The 22,149-nt window shown below is 56.5% G+C and carries 15 protein-coding genes and 8 pseudogenes; 14 read left to right on the top strand and 9 right to left on the bottom strand.

Going from position 1 to position 22,149, the window contains the following annotated elements:
* The first annotated feature begins 14 nt into the window (after window positions 1-14).
* Window positions 15-780: pseudogene (locus tag ML_RS17075) on the top strand (Rossmann-fold NAD(P)-binding domain-containing protein).
* A gap of 1,153 nt (window positions 781-1,933) precedes the next feature.
* Here the strand turns inward: ML_RS17075 and ML_RS19740 are convergent.
* Window positions 1,934-2,296: pseudogene (locus tag ML_RS19740) on the bottom strand (acyl-CoA dehydrogenase); the annotation flags it as partial.
* Window positions 2,297-2,433: 137 nt separating this feature from the next.
* On the opposite strand from ML_RS19740, the gene ML_RS17065 reads away from it, so the two are divergent.
* Window positions 2,434-2,595 carry a DUF1348 family protein gene (locus ML_RS17065; protein WP_269147042.1) on the top strand — a complete coding sequence of 54 codons (162 nt, stop codon included), beginning with the start codon at window positions 2,434-2,436 and terminating at the stop codon, window positions 2,593-2,595.
* Between the two features lie 35 nt (window positions 2,596-2,630).
* Here the strand turns inward: ML_RS17065 and ML_RS19735 are convergent.
* Window positions 2,631-2,737, bottom strand: a pseudogene (locus tag ML_RS19735) (hypothetical protein); the annotation flags it as partial.
* Between the two features lie 285 nt (window positions 2,738-3,022).
* On the opposite strand from ML_RS19735, the gene ML_RS13485 reads away from it, so the two are divergent.
* From ML_RS13485 to ML_RS13475, 3 genes are read left to right on the top strand one after another with little or no spacing between them, the layout of a single operon-like run.
* Window positions 3,023-4,126: a Re/Si-specific NAD(P)(+) transhydrogenase subunit alpha gene (locus ML_RS13485; protein WP_010909007.1), complete on the top strand. Its 1,104-nt coding sequence runs from the start codon at window positions 3,023-3,025 to the stop codon at window positions 4,124-4,126.
* On the top strand, window positions 4,119-4,457 hold the full coding sequence (locus ML_RS13480; protein ID WP_010909006.1) for an NAD(P) transhydrogenase subunit alpha part 2: 339 nt from the start codon (window positions 4,119-4,121) through the stop codon (window positions 4,455-4,457). The genes ML_RS13485 and ML_RS13480 overlap by 8 nt, the downstream gene beginning before the upstream one ends.
* A complete protein-coding gene (locus ML_RS13475; protein ID WP_010909005.1) occupies window positions 4,454-5,872 on the top strand; it encodes an NAD(P)(+) transhydrogenase (Re/Si-specific) subunit beta in 1,419 nt (472 codons plus the stop codon). Before ML_RS13480 ends, ML_RS13475 begins: the two co-directional genes overlap by 4 nt.
* Before the next feature lie 41 nt (window positions 5,873-5,913).
* Here ML_RS13475 and ML_RS13470 read toward each other — a convergent pair whose 3' ends face one another.
* A complete protein-coding gene (locus ML_RS13470) occupies window positions 5,914-6,030 on the bottom strand; it encodes a hypothetical protein (RefSeq protein ID WP_172591983.1) in 117 nt (38 codons plus the stop codon).
* Between the two features lie 188 nt (window positions 6,031-6,218).
* On the opposite strand from ML_RS13470, the pseudogene ML_RS13465 reads away from it, so the two are divergent.
* The 3 genes and pseudogenes from ML_RS13465 to ML_RS13460 all read left to right on the top strand — a co-directional run bounded on the left by ML_RS13465 (window position 6,219) and on the right by ML_RS13460 (window position 9,641).
* Window positions 6,219-6,838 (top strand): annotated as a pseudogene (locus ML_RS13465) (TetR family transcriptional regulator).
* 1,115 nt (window positions 6,839-7,953) lie between these two features.
* Window positions 7,954-8,203, top strand: a pseudogene (locus ML_RS17060) (SDR family oxidoreductase); the annotation flags it as partial.
* A gap of 88 nt (window positions 8,204-8,291) precedes the next feature.
* On the top strand, window positions 8,292-9,641 hold the full coding sequence (locus tag ML_RS13460; RefSeq protein WP_010909004.1) for an FAD-binding oxidoreductase: 1,350 nt from the start codon (window positions 8,292-8,294) through the stop codon (window positions 9,639-9,641).
* Here the strand turns inward: ML_RS13460 and ML_RS17055 are convergent.
* Window positions 9,638-10,124 (bottom strand): annotated as a pseudogene (locus ML_RS17055) (TetR/AcrR family transcriptional regulator). The gene ML_RS13460 and the pseudogene ML_RS17055 overlap by 4 nt on opposite strands.
* An 867-nt stretch (window positions 10,125-10,991) precedes the next feature.
* Between ML_RS17055 and ML_RS13455 the strand changes: the two are divergent.
* The 4 genes and pseudogenes from ML_RS13455 to ML_RS17050 form a co-directional block, all read left to right on the top strand.
* Window positions 10,992-11,153, top strand: a complete 162-nt coding sequence (locus tag ML_RS13455; RefSeq protein ID WP_162618295.1) for a hypothetical protein — start codon at window positions 10,992-10,994, stop codon at window positions 11,151-11,153.
* A gap of 585 nt (window positions 11,154-11,738) precedes the next feature.
* Window positions 11,739-12,110 (top strand): hypothetical protein, encoded by a 372-nt coding sequence (locus tag ML_RS13450; RefSeq protein ID WP_010909003.1) that lies wholly within the window; start codon window positions 11,739-11,741, stop codon window positions 12,108-12,110.
* Window positions 12,111-12,323: 213 nt separating this feature from the next.
* A complete protein-coding gene (locus ML_RS13445; protein ID WP_041323537.1) occupies window positions 12,324-12,764 on the top strand; it encodes an SRPBCC family protein in 441 nt (146 codons plus the stop codon).
* 1,261 nt (window positions 12,765-14,025) lie between these two features.
* Window positions 14,026-14,824 (top strand): annotated as a pseudogene (locus ML_RS17050) (AMP-binding enzyme); the annotation flags it as partial.
* A gap of 518 nt (window positions 14,825-15,342) precedes the next feature.
* Here ML_RS17050 and ML_RS13435 read toward each other — a convergent pair.
* A complete protein-coding gene (locus ML_RS13435; protein WP_145985233.1) occupies window positions 15,343-15,609 on the bottom strand; it encodes a hypothetical protein in 267 nt (88 codons plus the stop codon).
* Between the two features lie 446 nt (window positions 15,610-16,055).
* Window positions 16,056-17,075 carry a MaoC family dehydratase gene (locus ML_RS13430; protein ID WP_010909001.1) on the bottom strand — a complete coding sequence of 340 codons (1,020 nt, stop codon included), beginning with the start codon at window positions 17,073-17,075 and terminating at the stop codon, window positions 16,056-16,058.
* Between the two features lie 1,290 nt (window positions 17,076-18,365).
* Here ML_RS13430 and ML_RS18280 point away from each other — a divergent pair.
* Window positions 18,366-18,443 carry a hypothetical protein gene (locus ML_RS18280; protein ID WP_231883315.1) on the top strand — a complete coding sequence of 26 codons (78 nt, stop codon included), beginning with the start codon at window positions 18,366-18,368 and terminating at the stop codon, window positions 18,441-18,443.
* 752 nt (window positions 18,444-19,195) lie between these two features.
* Here ML_RS18280 and ML_RS13420 read toward each other — a convergent pair.
* Both ML_RS13420 and ML_RS17650 read right to left on the bottom strand, forming a co-directional pair.
* On the bottom strand, window positions 19,196-19,345 hold the full coding sequence (locus ML_RS13420; RefSeq protein ID WP_156511970.1) for a hypothetical protein: 150 nt from the start codon (window positions 19,343-19,345) through the stop codon (window positions 19,196-19,198).
* Window positions 19,346-19,357: 12 nt separating this feature from the next.
* Window positions 19,358-19,480, bottom strand: coding sequence for a hypothetical protein (locus ML_RS17650; protein WP_269147041.1), 123 nt, complete (start codon window positions 19,478-19,480; stop codon window positions 19,358-19,360).
* Window positions 19,481-19,854: 374 nt separating this feature from the next.
* On the opposite strand from ML_RS17650, the pseudogene ML_RS19730 reads away from it, so the two are divergent.
* A pseudogene (locus tag ML_RS19730) lies at window positions 19,855-20,043 on the top strand (MerR family transcriptional regulator); the annotation flags it as partial.
* Window positions 20,044-20,232: 189 nt separating this feature from the next.
* On the opposite strand, the gene ML_RS13410 reads toward ML_RS19730, so the two are convergent.
* Window positions 20,233-22,062 carry a phosphoenolpyruvate carboxykinase (GTP) gene (locus ML_RS13410; protein ID WP_010909000.1) on the bottom strand — a complete coding sequence of 610 codons (1,830 nt, stop codon included), beginning with the start codon at window positions 22,060-22,062 and terminating at the stop codon, window positions 20,233-20,235.
* Window positions 22,063-22,149: the final 87 nt, after the last annotated feature.

The following is a 22,149-nucleotide window of genomic DNA, read 5'->3' as shown; positions in this document are numbered from 1 at the left end:
CAGAGAGGAACCTGATGCGCGGTGTGCAAGAATCATATCGTCGTTGTCACCTGAATCGGCGGGGAACTGAGGCGTGCATATGCTCGCACCCTTGCCTGGGAGGGGGCCAGTGTCGCCATCAACGACCTTGGTGAGGCCCGCGATGCTTACGGGCGTTGGATCGGCGATCGCTGACCATGTTGTTGCCGAGATTCGGCACGTGGGTGGTCGTCCGGTCGTAACAACGACATATTTCACTTTGTAAATTTGCCCAAGGCCGCCACCGAGGACGGTGCGGCTAACATCATCAAGCCCAAGCTGGCTGAATTCGGTTCCGTGCACGGGACCAACTCTGGGGTCTTGCGCTACGGCATCTTTCACATGAGATGATTTTCTAGAGCTGGGAATTCGTGCTCAAAGTACATTTCTACGGTTGGTAAAACGTGCTGCGCGTGGTCTGGCGGCACATCCGTGGCCACTCCGACCAGGCATCGATCGATACGCTGGTCCTGTAAGTCGCTAAGGTATAAATAAGGTACAAAATCCACACCAATGCGGTAGTTCCGAATTGCGGCTACCAGCGTCGGCAGCTTGGTGTGCATCGTTGGCGGCGGCAAGGTGCAGCGGGCTGTGCTGTTTCAGACTGGCGGCATCAACTTCGATAAGCCACTGTCGGTAAAGGATATCGCCACGCAGTGGTCCGAGATTACTAGTCTGTCTAGCGTGGAAAAACAGACTCAAGTTGTAGAATACATCAAAGCCTATGTTATACAAATGTTTTTACCTGGCAGCCCAGGATGATAGTGTGCAATGATATCAACGGTTGGTTCCGCCTATTTCTTCATAGATATTTGCGCCTCCGAGAGATGTGTTTTCATGATCGGCTGTTAAGCAAGGGTGAGTATTCACTGAAGTTACCGTCGTTGTTTATTCCGGGTGATGGAAACAGTAACTGACCATGTCGCGTTGTTAGGTGCCTATGTGGTGCTGATGTCGACTGATGGCTGGGCTCAGCATATGCGGAATATATCTATCTATGGCTACGGTGTCGACATTGTAGTCGATTCCATTGGTAGGTGCAGCTTTTGACGACGCGATTCGAATGCTGTCCATCGACGGTAAGTTATCGGGCGGCTAGCAGTGCTGCGGGTGATATCCCCCACCTTAAGGTCAGCCGATTGCTGCTGTTGCGCAAGGTCAGCGTGATGTGTGTGGCATGGTGCGAGTACTTCAGTAAGGTCCCTGGTTTGGCGGCCTTGTGCTCCTAAAATCTAAGCCAGCTGATTTTTTGTTACTGGAACATCCTCCGTCACAACGCTATCCGTTGTCGGAAGCGCAAGTGGTGTTGCAGTGTATAGCCTGATATGGCGTTGTGCTGGACGAGCTTGTCCTCGAGCGCTTAGAGAGCATGCTAGGGGCACCTGGAGTTCGAAAATTGTTCTGAGAGATCGGCGCAGGGATCAACTTAGTTTTGGACTCCTATTCCTGGGTCCGGCGCAACTAGTGATCCTGCAGTTGATCCTAAATAACTTCGCCCATTTCAACTGCTCACTGCGAACAATGTGTTAGGGAAAATGCTGCGTCGATCGCTGACCCCGAGAGGGAATATCAGAGTTTCTGCCTCCACAACATTGAGGTGATGCGGTCTTATAACACTGTAAAGTGAGCCTTATAACACTGTAAAGTGTCTGCAGTGTTGGGCAACTTTCCTTCGTGGGATAGGCCGCCGGAGATGACTAAACGAGTTTGTCTTGTTCCCAGTCTAAAGCGACTGGACGTGGTCCGTGTGGCGTGACGTTGATTGCGCCAGCTGTTCCCGCGCCCGCATGCCGTGGTGTATGCGGCCGGGGTCCCAGTTGGGCTTGCGCAATCACGAAGCTAGCTACTCTGCTCCCCCGTGCATAGCCGCTGCACGGCCACCGGAAAGGTACCCGGCCCCGGCGTCCCGGTACACCAGGATCATCGATTGTTGTTGGTGGGTGGCCGTATCGGGGTTGGTACGGTCCATTGCTATGAGAATTTGGCGGCACGAGTCATCTACCCGGATGTCCACTTAATATTCTAGCCGTTGGGATGTAGTCTCCGCCGTCCGGCGAGATGGTGCTTTCGATATTGCGGGTGTCACTGTTGGCGACTGCCGGTTCGGTCATCGAAAAGTCGCCGCAAATCTAGTCGTCCAACAACACCTGCAACCACTTCATGCGTTGCTCGTCTGTGCTGAACATGTGCAGAATTCTCCATATTGCCAGTATCCGCCGACGCGCAGTTCGACGTATCTCGGCGCGATTTCCAGGCTCCAGCCGGTCAGCTCATCCAGCGACGTGCATTTCAGACTAGTTAATCATTACTCCACCCGTAGGAACAAGTTCCGCGGCTCGCGCCTCTTTGGCCTTGTTCTTCAGATCTTAAACTATTGGCGACAACGTGGGCGGCTAGCGATTCGGCGTCGCTGCGTTGTCACCGTTCACCGTAAAAACCGCGATCCAAAAAGTGCAGCTCGCAAGGAATGTCTGGAACAACCGTTACCTGGACCACGCGCTTGACTCACAATGCCGGCGTCGGAGCGAACACGTAGTCGGCAGGGTCGAGATCGTGGCGTTTCTGGCTTGCAAATAGCATCACGAACTCGACTACTTGCTACGCAAGATTTGTGGGTCATCTATGCCAATCCGTCGACCTCGACGCCGTTTTCCTTGTTGGTGATGTACCCCGCTTCCGGGGTTCCGATCACCGCCTTGGATTCCACCGAGCTGGATGTCGCGCAGCGAAGCCAGCATTAATGATGTGCCGATATCCGAATTCGAGTGCCATTACTTCGGGCCTTGCCCCACGTCTGAACGCGGGGCGAGGCATTACACGCTGGTAGCGATGTCGAGCCTGGCGACGATGCAGGCCGGGCAGTGCAGGGAGCTACAGCTAGGCAATCGGGTTAGAGTGTTTGGGCACACTCAGCTATCAACTTGCTACGCGTCTAGCATGCGGAAACAGGGCAGCAAGGCCAAGGAAATAATACAGGAAAGCAGAAAGCAATGATGTACGTGCCATGACAGAAGCGCAAACGACGGTTGGAGTGGTCGCCGAGTCCGGTTCCGACGAGCGGCGCGTCGCTTTGGTGCCAAAGGCAGTAGCGTCTCTAGTGAACAGCGGTCTAGCGGTCGTGGTCGAGTCCGGGGCGGGCGAAGGTGCATTGCTTCCCGAGCAGCTCTACACAGAGGCCGGCGCTCGCATCGGGGACGCGTGGGCTGCCGACATCGTCGTCAAAGTGGCGCCGCCGGCTGCAGCCGAGGTCGGCCGACTGCGCCGCGGGCAGACGCTGATCGGCTTCCTTGCGTCCCGCAATGCCGACAACTGGATCGGCGAGTTGAAACGAGCTGGTGTGCAAGCGTTCGCGCTCGAGGCAATCCCGCGCATCTCGCGTGCACAAGTGATGGATGCGCTGTCGTCGCAGGCTAACGTGACCGGGTATAAAGCAGTGTTGCTTGCGGCTTCTGAGTCTACCCGATTTTTCCCGATGCTGACGACAGCTGCAGGAACGGTGAAGCCGGCCATCGTGCTGGTGCTCGGCGTCGGGGTGGCAGGTTTGCAAGCGCTGGCGACGGCCAAGCGCCTTGGCGCGCGCACCACCGGCTACGACGTGCGTCCTGAGGTGGCCGAGCAAGTCCGGTCGGTGGGTGCCCAGTGGCTTGACGTAGGAATCGAGGCTTCCGGTGCGGGCGGATACGCCCGTGAGCTCACCGCCGACGAACGCGCTCAGCAACAGAAGGCATTGGAAAAGGCGATCAGCGGATTCGACGTGGTGATTACCACAGCGCTGGTCCCGGGCAAGCCGGCACCGCGGTTGGTGACCGCTGCGGCGGTGGAGGCGATGAAGCCTGGCAGCGTGGTGGTGGACCTCGCGGGGGAAACCGGTGGCAATTGCGAGCTCACTGAACCCGGGCAGACGGTGATCAAGCATGATGTCACTATTGCGGCGCCGCTGAATCTGCCGGCAACGATGCCTGAGCACGCCAGCGAGCTCTACAGCAAGAACATCAAGGCGCTGTTGGACCTACTAATAAAGGATGGCAAGTTTGCCCCGGACTTTGACGACGAAGTCGTCGCGGAGTCATGTGTGACTCGCGATCGAGAGGACTCCATAGATGTATGACGAGTTATTGGCTAACTTGGCGATTCTGGTGTTGTCTGGGTTCGTCGGGTTCGCTGTGATCTCCAAAGTCCCCAATACACTGCACACACCGCTGATGTCGGGCACCAATGCCATCCACGGTATTGTACTGCTCGGCGCACTGGTGGTGTTCGGAGAAGTTGCGCAACCATCGCTTGCCGTGCAAATCATTCTGTTCGTCGCGGTCGTATTCGGCACGCTGAATGTTATCGGGGGTTTTATCGTCACCGACCGGATGCTGGGTATGTTCAGGGGTAAGAAGAAGGCCTCGGCCGTCAAAACCGAAAAAGCAGCAGAATCGGTGGCCAAATGAACTACTTCGTGATCGGCCTCTACATTCTTGCGTTCGCATTGTTCATCACCGGCTTGATGGGCCTGACCGGGCCCAGGACCGCGGTGTCCGGCAACTTGATCGCTGCGGTCGGTATGACCATTGCCGTGGCGGCGACGCTGGTCAAGATTCGGCACACCGAGCAGTGGGTATTGATCATTGCCGCCCTGGTGGTGGGCATCGTCCTTGGCTTCCCTCCGGCACGGCTGACTAAGGTGACTGCGATGCCCCAGCTGGTGGCGTTCTTCAACGGCGTTGGCGGTGGAACGGTCGCGCTTATTGCACTGTCGGAGTTCATCGAGACTAGCGGCTTTTCGGAATTTCAGCATCACGAGTCGCCAACTGTGCATATCGTGGTGGCCTCGCTGTTCGCCGCGATCATAGGGTCGATCTCGTTCTGGGGATCGATCATTGCGTTCGGTAAGTTGCAGGAGACAATCTCCGGATTCCCAATCGGTTTTGGCAAAGTCCAGCAGCCTATCAATTTGCTACTGTTGGTCGGCGCCATAGTCGCCGCAGTGGTCATCGGTCTGCACGCGCAGCCCGGATCCGCTGGGGCCTCGTTGTGGTGGATGATCGGGTTGCTGGTCGCCGCTGGCGTATTAGGCCTGATGGTGGTGCTGTCAATCGGCGGCGCCGACATGCCGGTGGTCATCTCCTTACTCAACGCTATGACTGGGCTCTCAGCTGCTGCGACGGGCCTGGCGCTGAACAATACCGCAATCATCGTGGCCGGCATGATCGTCGGCGCGTCCGGCTCGATCCTGACCAATCTCATGGCCAAGGCGATGAACCGCTCCATACCCGCGATCGTCGCAGGAGGTTTCGGTAGCGGTGGCGTGGCACCCAGCCGTGACGGTGACAAGCAAGTCAAATCCACCTCGGCAGCCGATGCGGCGATCCAGATGGCTTACGCCAACCAGGTGATCGTGGTGCCGGGCTACGGGCTGGCGGTCGCGCAGGCCCAGCACGTTGTCAAAGACATGGCGTCCTTGCTGGAGAACAAAGGTGTGCCGGTGAGTTACGCGATTCACCCGGTTGCTGGCCGGATGCCCGGACACATGAATGTGTTGCTGGCTGAAGCAGAGGTCGACTACGACGCCATGAAGGACATGGACGACATCAACGATGAGTTCGCTCGTACCGATGTTGTGATTGTCATCGGCGCCAACGACGTCACCAACCCGGCGGCCCGTAACGAGACAGCCAGCCCGATCTATGGGATGCCGATCCTGAATGTTGATAAAGCGAAGTCGGTTATAGTGCTTAAGAGGTCGATGAACTCCGGATTTGCGGGCATTGACAACCGGCTATTCTACGCCGACGGTACCACCATGTTGTTCGGTGATGCCAAACAGTCGGTGACTGAGGTCACTGAGGAACTGAAGGTGCTATAGCCTTAGGTCGAAACTAAGCCGAGTTGAAGTGCTGCGGCGCCCTAGACGGGAGGAAGATATCCGTTGCCATCGGTAACCCCGCGGAAGCTCCATGTTAGGTACCTGAAAAAGTATTCGATCTCGTCGCTCATATCGTAATCAGGACTCGGATCCATCAGACCACCTCTCGTTTCGCGACTAGTTCGCCTTAAGAGTCTAGTCCTCTTCGCGTAGGTGCGACAGGTAGTAGCCGCTTGCCTCAACTATCCAGCCCGTTGATCGATGCTTGCTCTAGCCGGGCTAAGTCCGGCCTGCCCGCAGGGACGATAGTGAATACAGGTGGCATCAGATATCCTAGGCCACTGGGCTGAGCCGCCGTGAGGATTTGCTGGCTGCCGCCACCAAAGCCATTTGCGGCTTGTGGCTACCATGCCACCTGCATGGACGATATCGCTAAGGCTGCTGACTGAATTAAGGGGACGGTGTCCCATTACTACGCTAGCAAGTCGCTGATTCTGTTCGACATATACTGTTCAGTCGGACGAAGACACGCTGGTCATCCCTGCACGCAGGTCCGTCCGCCTCGGCACTTCGCTGCTGCTCTACGCAATACACTGCTCGACTTCTTACGGGGATCGCGGGCGATTCGGAGCGTGCGCCGTGTATTTCCAGGAGCGGCCGTACATTCCCGAATGGTTCACTATCGAACGAGTCGCCGAGGTCTGTGAAAAGGAAGTGCAGGCGTGCATGCACATGCATGGCCTGATCGACCGTGGCATTGCCTAACGCCGGAATTTTAATTTTATCGAGTGCGACTTGTACATGTGGCATTAGGTTACATCAGGGCTACGTTGGGCAGCTATCGCTGGTTACGGCCGAGTGGACGTTGCACGGCCAAGGAAATCGCCTCAGAATTCAGCACCGCGCTGCTGTGCGGACTGATTCGCGACGAGTCGGTACGCACAGCAGTCTCCGCTGGGGCCGTAAGGCCGAATCAATTCAACCTCGGCGGATTGAGATACAGGAACCGCTTCCCCGGGCTACCGCGCAGCACCGATAGCGCCGTCATTTGCGGATGACCGGAGTAGAAATTCAGTCCTGGGTTGATCGACGTAGCCCACGGATAAATGTCTGGGGACCACTTAGGTCCCCAGAACCTAGTATTTCACCCCTATTTCCACTACTGTGCCATGGGGTGTTTTGCAAACTCTCCAAAGGCCAGTTAGTAGGTGCCAGCGACTGGATTGGGAACTGGGAACAGCCTTGCTGGTTATTGTCTAGCCAGCCTCGGCAGGTTCTGAGTGCTGAGTCATCAGCATGTAGTAACTGGGTTGTTGCCAGTATGGTTCGGAGACGTCGACAACTACACACCGAATCATTAATCGCTTTGCTCAGCAGAGTTATGCCATGGCAATCGTCGTACTGGGTGAATGTCAGGTTGCCCAGTGCGTGCGGTAACTGGCCAAAATTATTCTTTGGGTATCCTGGCAGCCTAAGAAGTTGGCTCCTTGGGAAGAAACGTTGGATGTAGGAGCTGTTGACGACAGTCTGGTCAATCGGGTCAGGTTACGGAGTGTCGCCACTGCCCGTAATTAACGCCGATAACGGCTTGGCAAATGCGAACTCCAGCATCGAGGTAAGTACCTACTCGGTACATTCCCCAACGCGGCCGCGTTGTCGGCCTCGGCAATTGTATAGGCGTTTCCTTCTGCGGCCAGAATCTGGTAAATTGACTATGAAAAGCCGGCGCTTGCGTGGCGATACTCTTGCATTTTAGCCGCATAAAATAAATTTAGAGTCTCGAATCTGCTGAAAAATCATCTTCTGCCTTCGGCAGTAATTCGGTTGTAGTGCTAGTCGTGTTCACGTAGGGCCGCGCTGATTGTCGAGCCCGATCTTTTATATTTAGGCTGCGGAAGACATCAATATCTCCGGGACGGTTATTACATATGTCATATCCGTCGTCCTTACTGATCACTGGGCCCTTTCCCAGTCAAAAGTGACCAACACGTTACCGTGAGTATTAGATATTAAGAGCAGAGTAAAGTAAAGTGGTTTGCCAGGCCGTACCGCGTTTCACATAAGCTTCGTTGAGTTTGGCTGCGTCGATCTTGGAGTTGGCGCCGTTGAACATCGGAGTGAACTCGATTCACCCCGGCTTCATCCGCACCCCGATGACTTCCAACCTGCCGGAAAACATGGTCACTATACCCACTCGACCTCCTAGCCAATCTGGGAGAAGTGTCGACTTTTGTCGTGTTCTTGGCCGTCAACGAGTCGTCCTACGGGCCTAATAGCGAGTTCGTAATTGATGGTGGACTGGTGAGCGATGTGCCGCATGAACATTTGTGAAACTTAGTGAACGCCTATAGAGATCCCTCCACAGGATTGCCGGTCGACCTGCACGACGCAGCGGTCCGCGGGTGATATAACCGCAAACATGCTGCGCAGCCTTGCGGCCGTGGTGGGATCGAGCCACGTAATTGCGGATCCCGATGTACTGATCGCCCACAGCATTGATCACACAGGTCGGTATCGGGGCCAGGCCAGGGCGTTGGTGAGGCCGGGTACGGCCGAGCAGGTGACTGAGGTACTGCGGGTCTGCCGCGATGTCGGGGCACACGTCACCGTTCAAGGCGGTCGGACCTCATTGGTGGCCGGTACCGTCCCGGAGCACAATGACGTGCTGTTGTCCACCGAGCGGCTACGGTCCATCAGTGAGGTAGACACCGTCGAGCGCCGTCTCCGGGTCGGTGCCGGAGCAACCTTGACTGCGGTGCAAAATGCCGCTACCGCAGCCGGTTTGGTGTTCGGCGTGGACCTGTGCGCCCGCGCCACCGCGACCGTAGGCGGAATGGCCTCAACGAACGCCGGCGGCCTACGCACCGTTCGCTACGGCAACATGGGCGAGCAAGTCATCGGCCTAGAGGTGGCACTGCCCGACGGTTCGCTGCTGTGTAGGCACAGTCTGGCGCGCTTCGACAACACCGGCTATAACTTGCCGGCCCTGTTTGTCGGCGCCGAAGGCACCCTCGGTGTCATCACTGCGTTGGATCTGCGACTCCACCCGGCCCCGGCGCACCGGGTGACGGCGGTCTGCGGGTTCTCCGACCTCGGTGCGCTGGTCGATGCCAGCCGGGCTTTTAGGGACGTGTATGGGATTGCTGCACTGGAATTGATCGACGGCCGTGCCAGTTCGCTGATCCGCGAGCACCTAGGGGTGAGCTCCCCGGTTGATGGCGACTGGCTGTTACTGGTGGAACTGGCCGCTGACCACGACCAGACCAATCGACTCGCTGAACTGTCCATGGCCGTGCAGATGTGTGGCGTTCCCGCGGTGGGTGTGGATGCCGGGGCACAGCAGCGGTTATGGCGCGTGCGCGAATCGTTGGCGGAGGTGCTCGGCGTTTATGGGCCGCCGCTGAAATTTGACGTTTCGTTGCCTCTATCGGCGATTAGTGGATTCGCAAAGGAAGCAGCAACTTTGATCGACGCGCAAGTATCGGATGTTCAGGAAGCGCTGCCCGTGCTGTTCGGTCACGTCGGTGAGGGCAATCTGCACCTCAACGTTTTACGCTGTCCACCCGATCGCGAGAAGACGTTGACCGCAGCGATGATGGAACTCATAGCGCAAGCCGGCGGCAATGTAAGCTCGGAACACGGCGTAGGTAGTAACAAGCGTGCCTATCTTAGGATGTCGCGGGATCCGGCCGATATCGCTGCTATGCGGACGATCAAAGCGGCGTTGGATCCTACCGGCTACCTCAATGCTGCGGTTTTGTTCGATTAATCGGTCCGGAGCCGCTTGATTCTAACCACAGGGCGCAGCGCCGCTAGAAATGAATCCGTGTAGTCGCTTCGGACCACGTAGTATGGTGCCTCGATCCGGATTACCGTCGCCGATTTTACCGCGTCGTTGGGTCGCCTGGGCAGCCGCCGTTAGAGTTTTCCGCATTTGCGGATTCACACGAGAAACTTATGCGATAACGTGCTTGGGCTCGACATCTACCCTTCACCCCCGAATAAGAATGCTGATAATCGACAATGAATCGTACCGCGGCGTTGAGTCTGCCGGCGCTCTTGAGTCCTGCGGTTGCCTTAGCCACTTTCGAAGACCTGTCACTCATAGTGAGTGAATGGCGAGAGCAACGCGATTTTTGGATGCGAAGCAGTTAGGGGAAAGTGTCGCTAGTGACACTTCGGGCTGGCCAGCTATGTCGGATAGTCCCAGCTTGGTTTTGCCGTTGTGGCTGAGTACCTTGGCGGTGGCCATAATCCGCTATCACGTCGAGTTATCGATCTCGGCTAGTTTTATCGCTCGGGCCGGCAAGCTCCGAATCCTATCCTTTACTAAGCTATTGCCGAATTGCGTGACCGTTGGATCGTTCGACCGCCTCCGAGTGTAAACCTCAGCGGCGGTTAACGACATCCCGGTGACGGACCATCAGTTCGGGAATTTACTAAACACGGCAAAAGTGTTACGCGCTATGGTCTTGGTGTTAATGCGTCGCTGCTGCTTTAAGCATCACGGACTCCCCCTGTTGCCTTTTAGCGATGCGTGTGTTGGTGGAGAGCTTGCTCCGGGCCTTGGTCTTGCGGCGGTCTTGTTGGTGGTAATCGTGAGTAGCTTGGGGGTGAAGGCCTGGAGCGGACGTTGAACTGTGGTGGGGTTGATGCTGCACGCCGTCAATATCGCTGTTAACCTCGAGGATCGAAAATAGCCATGTTGTTGGCGATCTCGTCCAAGACGGAGATCGCCCATTTGCGGGTGTTGTTGCCCACGTTGCGGTCTTTCTGTGTCGTTGATGACTAGCTCATCGAGCCGGTCGTAACGGGTCCGCTACCAGCTTGCCCCACCACACAGCTGTAGGGATTCTCGACTCCGATCCGGCTGCGTCAATTCGCTCACTTTGAGAACCCGGGTCACAGGGGCGCTATTCTCACAAGGCGGGGATCGCCCCGCTCCACTATTGGAATTTTACCCCTGGTCAAGTTCTGTCAACCCTTACCTAGGCACTCAATGGCGGTCCGCTGTTTACCATCCAGACGCTAGCGGTTGCCTCCGAGCCAGTAATGCGTTGGGCCTATGTGCCGGATGGCTATATGATTTACATGCCGCGGTTGAGCAGTGGCACCACTGGTGGCTGTCTGGGAGATCGTGGGTGAGTATGTGTTGTTCGAGATCGTCGCACTGCGCAACAGCAGCTTCGCCGACCTGCCCGGTTCCGCGCTAGCCGGCAAGCTTGCAGTGCCTTATCTTCCCGATGGTTCAGCATTGCCTAGTGGGGGACTGGGTGTTTAACACCAAGGTCTTCGAAAGCATGATTAGCACACCGCTCGACATGAAGCGGATTATGATCGCCTTTCAGGAGGCGCTAGCGGATAGGTCATCATCAATACCCACGTCGGTGGCCCGGGTTCTTCTGGCCTGATGGTCCGCGGCGATTGCCGCCGGGCAGAGCACCATCATGAAGCCGAGGCTGTAGCCTGTAGTGCGTGGTGGGGCTTGGTTTGACGTCAATGTGGCTGCCTACGTTGGTGGACCACATTCCCGACGATCAGCCCACCGGAAACTGTTTTGGGCGCGCTGGATTCAACTCGGGGTATCTGATTTCTTGCTCAGCAAGACCGGTGGTGCAGGACTTGTGCTAATGATCAACTCCGCGCCCGCAGAGACATCACGACTTCCGATATTCCCAAGCTGCCATTTGTCACCGAAGTGATCAACCGGATAGCTTTAGTGACCAACGTTGGCTGGGCTGACCCCATATCGACTATCGACGTCGCAACGTGTTGGCATACATTCATGCGCCTTAGGTGACGTCGGCACCGGACACACTCACGCCTGCTCGCTGTCGTACTCACAGACCTGTACGGGCCACTTCGCTTGCTCACCGACGGCGTACTGCTACCAGAACTGCTGTTCGGCTATCTCAACAAATGCTGTCTATTACCCCAGCTGTTCGATACCGCGATCAACACCAGTGTCGGGGTGACGTCACCGAACGAATCGAGGGCCTTCAACGCGGCCGACGACCTGATTGGGGATGGTTCGGTCGAGCGTGCCGGTCTACATCGCGCAACGTCTGTACCGGGAGAGTCACCGGAGGGTCTCCAAAGGGGCCACAGCCCGGAACCCAACGATTCACCGCCCTGGCAGCGTGGGTCCGCCCAAGCTTCCCAGTCCGGTTATCGCCCGTCAGATCCGCTCACCACTACACGGCAGTCGAACCCAGCACCAGGTGCAAACGTCCGATAGAACCGCTTTATCCCCGTAGCGTCGATTACGGCATGTCACTCAGACCGGCCGTAAACCGATCCCGATTCCGGACGCAATCCGGTCACTACTGGCTACGGCATTGGTTCGATTCTCACCGCGATAGCGACTGAAATATCCGCCTAGGAAGTAGTTTTCGACGTTTACCACAGGACTCGGCCGTCATTGGGGAGCGTACCCGGTTATGCTTCGCCGATGCCAGTTATGAGCAAGACCGTTGAGGTCAGGGCTACCGCCGCATCGATCATGGCCATTGTCACCGACTTCGAGGCCTACCCCCAGTGGAATGATGGGGTCAAGGGTGTTTGGGTGCTCGCCCGCTACGACGATGGGCGTCCCAGCCAGCTTCGTCTCGACACCGAGATTCAAGGCACGAAGTGTACTTATATACAAGCTGTGTACTACCCGGCTACGAACCAGATCCAAACCATCATGCAGCAAGGTGACTTATTTACCAAGCAGGAGCAACTGTTCAGCGCGGTGGAGATCGGGGCAGCCAGTTTGTTGACGGTGGACATCGATGTCGAGTCCAGCATGCCGGTGCCTGCGCCAATGGTGAAAGCGCTCCTAAACAACGTGCTTGACAACCTCGCTGAGAACCTCAAGCTGCGTGCAGAGCAGTTGGCCGCCAACTAGGGCTTCAGCTGTTCGTGGCTTAGCACGAAAATGCAAGAGCGGTCTAGTATCTGGTTTAGCTAATCGTCGGCTTCGTACTGCACAGGTCCTCGACATCGATGATCAGAGCCACCGCTGCCTAACTCCTCGGCAAAGTAGCTTACTTCTGAAGCCTATCTCACAGATTTCCGGTTACTGTTGTCAGCCGCGATGAACGGCAGACGTGCTTTTCCTTAAGTAGTGGTAATGAATACGAGTGGTGTTGAAGAACATGGGTTTTAGCGTTGTACTGGGTTAACTAAAATGACCCGTGCTGAGTGGTGCGTGGCTAGATTTTTACGTGAACATGCCTAGCGTTATGTGATGGTACTGTGCGGGGTGTATATGTAATTTATGATCGTCACGCCAGAATGAGTGTCGGCGGGTGATTTCCTCGCTAAGTGGCCTGCGACTTCGTTGGCCAACTATGCCCGGGGCAACAGCCGTCGGCTATGCAGATCGGGTTGCTTTAACGTGACCTGCCAGGATTTTCGAGGGCTTGTCCGGGCCGGCCATAAGATCGGATGAAACTTGATCTAGGGTTTGTAATGAGACCACCGAGGCCCTAGTGGGGTACGAGCCACACAATGCTTTAGCAAATATCAACTGCCACAAGCAGTGCACGATCAAAGAGTAAGGTACTGGCTTACCACGCAACATGCCGGCCACCTCGCACAGACCATCGAGCCACCCTATTGCGTTCGGCGGCAGAACTGAGTTAACCACCTCGAGCGACCACGCGTTGATACTACCATAGGCGACGGCGCTTAGGTTTCCTGGCACCACGGTTACATAAGTTGATCTGCGGTGCCGTCGCAATGAGGTGTTGATGGGTGTGGCGTACGTCGTCGTGTTCGGACACCGGGTGATGATCCTGATGCCTCAACCGCCCGCCAAACCTCGCGTCGTTGCTAGCCGCCAACATACTTGGGTCCATTGCGATCCCGGTGAACTTCCGGCTCATTCTGAGCCTAGATCGTCGCCCTGTTTGACGAGTGCGAAGCACAGGTGTAGTCACCGAAGCCGTGCTGTTGCAAGTGGTCACCGCCGCCCGACATCCAACCCATACTAAGTAACGGTAACGATCGTCGTTGCCGGTGGCTCCTCTGACGATCACGTGTCCAGCTAGGAAGAGTTCATCAACGAGCCCGGTGATGTACCCGAACCGGTGAATATCGCGCATAACATCCTCTAAAGATAACGTGCACTTAATAGGATATCATCAGATAATTTCATTTAGGATGCCGTGCTGACGCACATCAACTTGGCTGGCCACGCAATTACATCGTTTTATATCCAGCGTCGCCAATATCAACAGCGATATCGGTTTCAGTGGTGGGTCGTTGTTCCACATTGCTGTCACCGGCAAACATGCTGGGCGTCCCTGTGGTCAACGTCGACAGCTTTCCCCGAAGCCCTGGTGAAGGGCGGCATTCTGTCCGGCCGAGATGTCTCTGGTCACTTGCCTGCGGCTGGGCGACGACGTGGAGCCGTAAGCGCGGATCGGTCAGGACGGTAATCTAGTATGGCCGTCGCCCGGGCGGTGGTCGACGAGAACATGAACGACGTGGCTGTTGGCTGAGGTGGTGGAAATAATTTACCGGCCGCCGACATGGATAAGCGGTTACTTGGAACAACTCGACGGCTACCTCGGAGGTGTTTGCTAGCCCCTGGTTCCATACCGAGGACCTCGTTTGAATGGACGAAAATGGCTACGTCTGGTAGGTGGATAGCAAGCAAGAAGGACACGAGCATCACCGGTGGTGATAACATCTACTGCTTTGAGGCAGAGAACATCCTCGCCGGCCATCCCGACATCGTCGAGGTCTCCACCAGCGGGTGAGCTCACGAAAAGTGGAGCGAGGTGCCGACCGCGGCTGTAAAGAATGAGCATTTGCGGCTAGCAAGGACTAACTTAACTTGAGTTCCTGCCTGATCGGCTCGCGCGCTACAAACACCCCGCAGCGCTTGAGATCGTTACCAATCCGCTTCGCAACCCAGCCGGGAAGGTGCCCAAATATGCCTCCCTGACACAGTGCTAGAAAATGAAAGTTCAGATAATGCACCGCTGCGGTGCTGCACACGCACTGGAATGTCGAGCATAAAGCACATAACACGGTCTGGTCTAGACCACCGGAAACCGACTCGTGACAGTCTACCGCGCTAAATACATCTTTATGGCCCGTGCAGGGAATTCGCCAAGGAGTGTGCTAGTTGGTTTTTGGTAACCACAACAGGCGTTACCTACTCGATGCGAGTCCCAATACGGGCGCTGCAGAGCGTAGGTGCATGTGGTGGTCATTCAGGCCGGGAAGCACAGTTTAGCTGCCGACGTCGAACACGGTATCATCTCGCCTAGCGGCAAAGTTGTGACCTACCTCGGCGGCCCCCGTACCAACTCGGATATCGACCACCCAGTAGGCTAAAAATCCTTTCGATACATGCATCCACACGGTGTCGTCATCAGCGCCGCTTAGGTCACGACAACCGCGGCCATGGACACTTCGATCACGATGGTCGGCACCCTCCAGCAGTATACATAGCTCATTACCTTGATGGTCTAAATGCAGTCTTTAAATACCTTTTCACTGTTGATCCAGCCAAAGAAGGAAGACGGAGTTCCGTCCGGTCGACACGGGCTTTCGACCTGGACGGCGATGGCATAATCCCGTGCCAGCAGATACTCGCACAGCAGGCCCTCCCACATAGAGATCAGGTCAGCCACCAGCAGACCAGCCAACCCATGCGCCGGAGCCCGAAGCCACATTCGGCGAATGCGCGACGGGGCGGCCGTTTCCTTACCCAGTGCCATTTCTACGAATGTCAACTGTAGCCTTTTAGGTGGTTGACAACGTATACGAGACAGGTTGCGGCACAACGTTGAAGCATTGACCAAAAAGTGAGGGGAACTTTGTCTGTGTTGAGTAGTGCAACATAGCGATTACGTCGACGGGTTCTCATCCAAGTTTGGGAGGCAGCGTCGATAGACGGTTGGCCACGTCCGGATCAAACCAAGTAGTCCAGCCCAACCGGCGGTTAGTAGTGTGGCCGCCTCGCTTCCGACACCCTCGCTGTCGCCGACGACTGCGGCAACACATTCGGCATAACCCAAACACATTGACAAGCAAAAACATTGACAAGAAAGAAGTCCGGTTGCTCGTCAGGAATACCTGCCAGATAGGCCAGCCACTACTTGACCAGTCGCTAGCTCACTGGCCTGCTGTGGCAGCTAACGACGCCAAGCCTAACCCAGCGTTAGCGTCGTGCAGCGAATTAAAACTGCAGAACGGTAAAACGCCAATCCAGCACCAGATGGTCGGACCCGCCCGCTGCAGACACCGCGTAAACCAACGATCGCAACCCCAACACGCCACCCTGCTCTGTCGCCTCGGCGGACTCGACATGCAGTTCACTGTAAAGGGTATCCCCCTCATGGACAGGTCCGGTATGGTCGCAAGACCTCCAGTTTAACACCGTGGCCAGATTGGGCAACATCCGGCCGGCCTGGGCCAGCGCCAGACCAATGGTGTGTCCACCATATACCAGCCGGAGCCCCCTTACTCGCGAATCATGGTGTGTAGAAGCAATATTTAAAGTAAGTCTAGCCAGATCCGGTGCACTGCTCACGATGTCGCCGGTGCTGCGCAACACCGCACCAGTTATACCGGCGTCGAAATGCGGACCGGGCACCCGTTCCCGGAAAGCCGCGGCGTCCCACTGCCCGGTTGGATCGGAGGCCGACGCTACGGCGTCGGCTCCGACGTTGGCCAGGTCATCGTTGCGGTTCAGTGCGTCGTGGGGATGCCAAGCCGCACTGGCGGGCAGCATGGCACAGCGGTAGAAGTCAAGCACCAACCGATCGTGCTGGTCGGTTGTGGTGATTCGCAGCGCCGCCATTCCTGTCGGCGGCCGGCCAGGTTTCGCCGAATTAGCCTGCAAACCAACTACTTCGGTGCTGGTATATAGGGTGTCGCCGATGACCGGAAAGCGGTGAAATGTGAGCCCGCGATAGAACAGGTTGGCTTTCACCCGCTGGGTGACCAGCGTAGATTGCCCAATCGCCACATCGCAAACCAGTCCTGGATGTGCCAGCATAGCGTGTGTGCCTATCACCGTGGTGGATAGCTCGGCATCCAGAGCCAGGCGCATCCGGTCGCCCAAAATCGCCTGATGAACAGCAGCCATCCCTGACGTCAAGGTCACCGCCGGCGCCCAATCAAACACTTGACCAATTGAGAGATCGTCGAAGTAGGGGCCGCCTTCACGTCGGCCTGCGTGCCCGTTAGCAGTCACAACGCCACATGCTGGCAGATTGTCGATCCGGGATCAATCCGGAGGTCGACACGAATTAGATATGTTGAACGCAACACCAAGGAAGAAAAGCTGGTAGCCCCCGTGCGGGTATTCATCAATTGCGATGTCAAAACCAATCGTGCGTGAGGTTAAAGCACGGCAACTCCTACCTCGCGCTACGGACCACCATGGAGCTAACCGAGCCAGGCGTCGGCTTTTATTTGTAGACTATGTCGACAACGGCGCTACCCGATGGCTCCGGAAGCTTGCTGATCAAAAATGCTCAAAATTTGGATCAGCAACGCACGCCGTATCCGGACTATATCGCATTGCCGTATGAAATCTAACAACAGGTGCACGCCGCGCCACATGGGTATGTTGATTCTGTTGTAGGTGCACTGTCCTATTCTGACGATGGTACGCGACCTACCCAAGTTCAGCGACAAGACGTGGAGTCCTGCGAGCTAACGCTCGACAAATTGGCGGTACTGATACCGGCGGTCTTGAACGACCGCATGGGTGAAAGTTTTTCGCAGAAGATAAAGGGGCTGGAGAAGGCCCGAATCCGAGTGGCTGCTTGAGCTCTCAAGCATAGCGACTACTGCGCTCGAAGACGCACTGGCCTATGCTCAGATTACGGGAAATTTTCGGCCAGAAGCTTTGACAGCAACCGACCGTCGATAACCACCTGACCGATATAGTTACCGAACTCACCGCCGTCCGTCACCTCACTCGCTATGCCGCCGAACGTTATGACATCAGCGAGTGCTGCGATATGGCCGCCGGCATGGCCAAGCTATATCACTTCCGAAGCGGCGATGGATGGCGCCCTGAACGCGGTACACATCCGTGTTGGTTATAGCTATTCATGCGAATACGATGTCGAACGCTAAGTCCGGGCCGCGCCACTGATGATCTTCGGAGAAGGCCCCAATGCAATCCAGCACAATGTGATAACCAGACAGTTGATATCCTGGGGAGGAATCTGAGCAAATCTTTGAAGATACAGAATTGAGTGTGCTTACAAAGGAATTTGTGAAATCGACGCTAGCAACTGACCGGTGCTGTATGTTTGCCTAACTTCGGTGCAGGAAACCTGACACCAACAGTTAGCCTATCACAGTGGAGGAAAGGAAGTCACTATGAGTAATAGGCTATCTCCTGATCCTGGTTTCTCAAATTGGCCCGCTTAACAACCTAGAGCGGCAAAGACAGTAACCCCGGTTGCTGAGGTCACAAGGAAACCGGCAAAGCTAACAGCAGCCGGATAACTACCTCGTCTGGGCGATTGTGTGCACAGTCTTGTGTCGCCTTCTGTTTGGGATTGTGTCGATCGTGTATTCTCCTAACATCTCCAAGGCTGTATAGTCAAGAACGCTATGCTGAAGCGCAGCTGGCTCCCAAATAACACCAAGCAGTGGGTAATCATCATCACTATAGATACGTTGGCGAGGGCGTTGTCGAGGCCATCGCGACCGGAAGCCGGTGCACTATCCAGATGCATATGCCGGAGCCGGACAGCAGAACCACAGACCAATTTTCGGTAAGAAAATAATCAAATTGTACAACGCTTCAATCTATACCAGAACTCAGTCATCTCCCAGCCCCTGCCCAGCACATCGAGAATCAGGGCTGGGCTGTGGCTGGTGCGCGCCACGTGTGAGCTCGCTGCGGCAGTCAAAGTGCCGAATTCTGCTAGATTGCCGGCGCTGCAGAACGATAGGCCGTTGCCGCTCAACACGATACCGGTCACCGACGGGTACAGCTGTGCAATGGCAAGCGCCTCTAGCAGGGCGGCGCAATAGTAGGTGGAAAATGCGTTATGACGCTACGGCGACATCTTGTCCGCAAAATATCGCCGTAGCGTTCCACGAGGATCTGGTTCGGTAGGCCGGGTATGCGAGCAGAATCGCTGTCGGTCAGCCAGCGCGTGAACTCCGGTACCACCTGTAAGGCCAAGTAGACCGTCAACTCGACGATGATCGCTGTACGATCGGCACATTAATCCTCGGCCACGGTGAAAGCCACAGTGTAAGTAAAGTATTCGTCTCGTTCCTGTAAAATGCGAATATCGGTGTCCGAGCCGAAGGCAACGATAACACCAGCGACCAGGGTGACGTTCAGAGTACTGCGCCACCGATATCGACCAACCAGAGCATCGTTTCACCCAAGTATTTCTTGACCAGACCGTTCTTGCGGAGCTTCCCACTGTCGATGCGTAGCGTCTGCGTTTCTAGCACAATGGATCGCAGGAACTTGAAGTTCGTCAAGCGGTCCGGACGTCAAGCCAGTAGCTCATAGGCAAATTGGTCGGTGGCACCATCCGAGTCGACGACCTGCGCCGCCGCCATCACACGTTGATTTATTTCCTCGTCGGGAACACCTAACTCCGCCGCGTCAAGCACTTTTGCGTGAGTAACCCAGAAGGTTTTCGGTGTCTTGTGGGAGTAGACTCTCCACTTGGCGACTAATGGGTCACGATGCTACGCATCGGTGACGTCGCCAGGTCAAGCGATCAGCTACGTCAAATTCAGTTGTAGAGCCATTGTTTCCAGATCGTCGGAACGGCTTAGCATCGCCGACAATGACCCGGCATCGGACGAGTAATGTCGCGGTCGCCGCGCGGCCAAACCTGCGCGCGGCGGTGGTTACGATCGTGACCAGACAGGTGGTCTTGGATTGGGTCATACAGACGTACTGCCAGTTAAAGGGAACATATTAGTCAATCCCTAATTTCTAGAGCGGCCACATGACCACCGCAGACTGATTCACCGTCGGGAAGTTAGCGAATTGCAGCGGATTCACGGCGTCGGCAATCTCGTTTCACGAGAATCAAGGCCTGATGACCGCAACCCGAACGGCTGACGGACAACACCGATTCTCACGACAGATGCTGCGGCGCCTGGCGTTCACCCGGGCAGTGCGCAACGTCGACTTTGCGCCTCGGCCGAGGTTGTGGACACACTGATGAAGCCGTCGGATGAGCGTATAACCCAACCCGTGCCGACTGAGCTCATCTGTCCAAGGACCGGCTAATCGACTGCAGCTGCCTGTCGCTGAAGTGATGCGCTTTCTCGAATCTGGACAACTCGGTAGCCGGCCCCGGATCGGGTGTAGTATACCTATCGAAGTCGTTGCGACGATACACGATTGGCTGTTAGTCCTCCTTTGCCAGCCGCTGCTTGAGTGCTTCGAATTCATCCTGCATGCCAGAGGGCAACTTGTCGCCGACGAACTCGAACCACTCTTCAATCAACGGCAGTTCATTGCGCCACTCGGCGGGGTCGACCGCGAGAGCCTTGGCAACGTCGTCGCTGCTGATGTCGAGTCCGTCCAGGTCCAGGTCCGTGGCGGTCGGCACGATGCCGATCAGGGTGTCCTGTCCGCCTGCCTTGTGCTCGATGCGGTCAACGATCCACTTCAACACCCGGCTGTTCTCGCCGAAGCCCGGCCATAAGAATTTGCCGCCTTCGCCGCGGCGGAACCAGTTGACGAAGAACACCTTCGGTAGATTGGATTCGTCGGAGTGTTTGCCCAGATCGATCCAGTGCTGAAAGTAGTCGCCGACGTGGTAGCCCATGAATGGCAACATGGCCATCGGGTCGCGCCGAACCGTACCGACCTTGCCTTCGGCTGCGGCGGTCTGTTCGCTACCCATGGTGGCTCCCATGAAAACGCCGTGCTGCCAGTTGCGAGCTTGCGTTACCAACGGCACTGTAGTCTTGCGGCGGGCGCCGAACAGAATGACTGAGATCGGCACACCCCGCGGATCGTCCCATTCCGGCGCCAAGATCGGGCACTGCGACATCGGCGTGCAGTAGCGCGAATTCGAATGTGCCGCGGGGGTCTCCGTCTTCCCAGCGTACCAGTCGTTGCCCTTCCAGTCGATCAGATGCGCAGGCTCTCCTTCCAGGCCCTCCCACCATACGTCGTTGTCGTCGGTGAGCGCGACATTGGTGAAGACGGTGTTACCCGCGGCGATGGTGCGCATGGCGTTCGGGTTGGACTTCCAGTTGGTGCCCGGTGCGACGCCGAAGAATCCGAACTCGGGGTTGACCGCGTACAGTCGGCCGTCCTTGCCGAATCGCATCCAGGCGATGTCGTCCCCGAGAGTTTCAGCGCGCCAGCCCGGGATTGTCGGTTGCAGCATGGCGAGGTTGGTCTTGCCGCAGGCCGACGGGAACGCCGCCGCGAAGTAGTACGCCTTGTTCTCCGGGGAAATGAGCTTAAGGATCAGCATGTGCTCGGCAAGCCAGCCCTCGTCGTGGGCCATCGCCGAGGCGATTCGCAGCGAGTAGCACTTCTTCCCTAACAGTGCGTTGCCGCCGTAGCCGGAGCCGTAGCTCCAGATCTCGCGGGTCTCCGGGAAATGGGTGATGTATTTGGTTTCGTTGCACGGCCACGGCATGTCTTGTTGACCCGGCTGTAGCGGGGCGCCCACCGAATGCAGGGCCTTGACGAAGAACCCGTCGTCGCCGATCTTCTCTAGGGCGGATGTGCCCATCCGAGTCATAACCTTCATCGACGCAACAACGTATTCGGAGTCGGTGATCTCCACGCCCAACTTCGGGTCCTCAGCACCCGGCGGACCCATGCAGAAGGGCACCACCCACATGGTGCGGCCGCGCATGCAACCGCGGTACAGCTCGGTCATGGTAGACCGCATTTCAGCGGGGTCCATCCAGTTGTTGGTGGGTCCGGCATCGATCTCACGCTCGGAACAGATAAAGGTCCGTGACTCCACCCGCGCCACGTCAGAGGGATCGGACAGCGCCAGGTAGGAGTTGGGGTGTTTTTCATCGTTCAGCTTCTTGAAGGTGCCCGCCGCTACCAGTCGCTCGGTGAGCTGTTGCCATTCTTCGTCGGAACCGTCAGCGAAAACCACCTGGGCAGGATGTGTCAGTTCAGCGACCTCCTCTAGCCACGACAGCAACTTCTGGTGGTTTGTTGGAGCGGTATCCAGACCGGGAATAGTCGCTGAAGTCATCGAAGTCTCCCTCTCCTGAATTCATTTACGTATTTCGTCGGCTTCTCGTGGTTGTTGATGCACTCGCCTGTATTTGCCAACACAAAC

This window comes from Mycobacterium leprae TN (genome assembly GCF_000195855.1).
In the GTDB taxonomy this organism is placed as follows: domain Bacteria; phylum Actinomycetota; class Actinomycetes; order Mycobacteriales; family Mycobacteriaceae; genus Mycobacterium; species Mycobacterium leprae.
The sequence above is the reverse complement of the archived record's forward strand: the minus strand, read 5'-3'. Positions and strand labels throughout refer to the sequence as shown.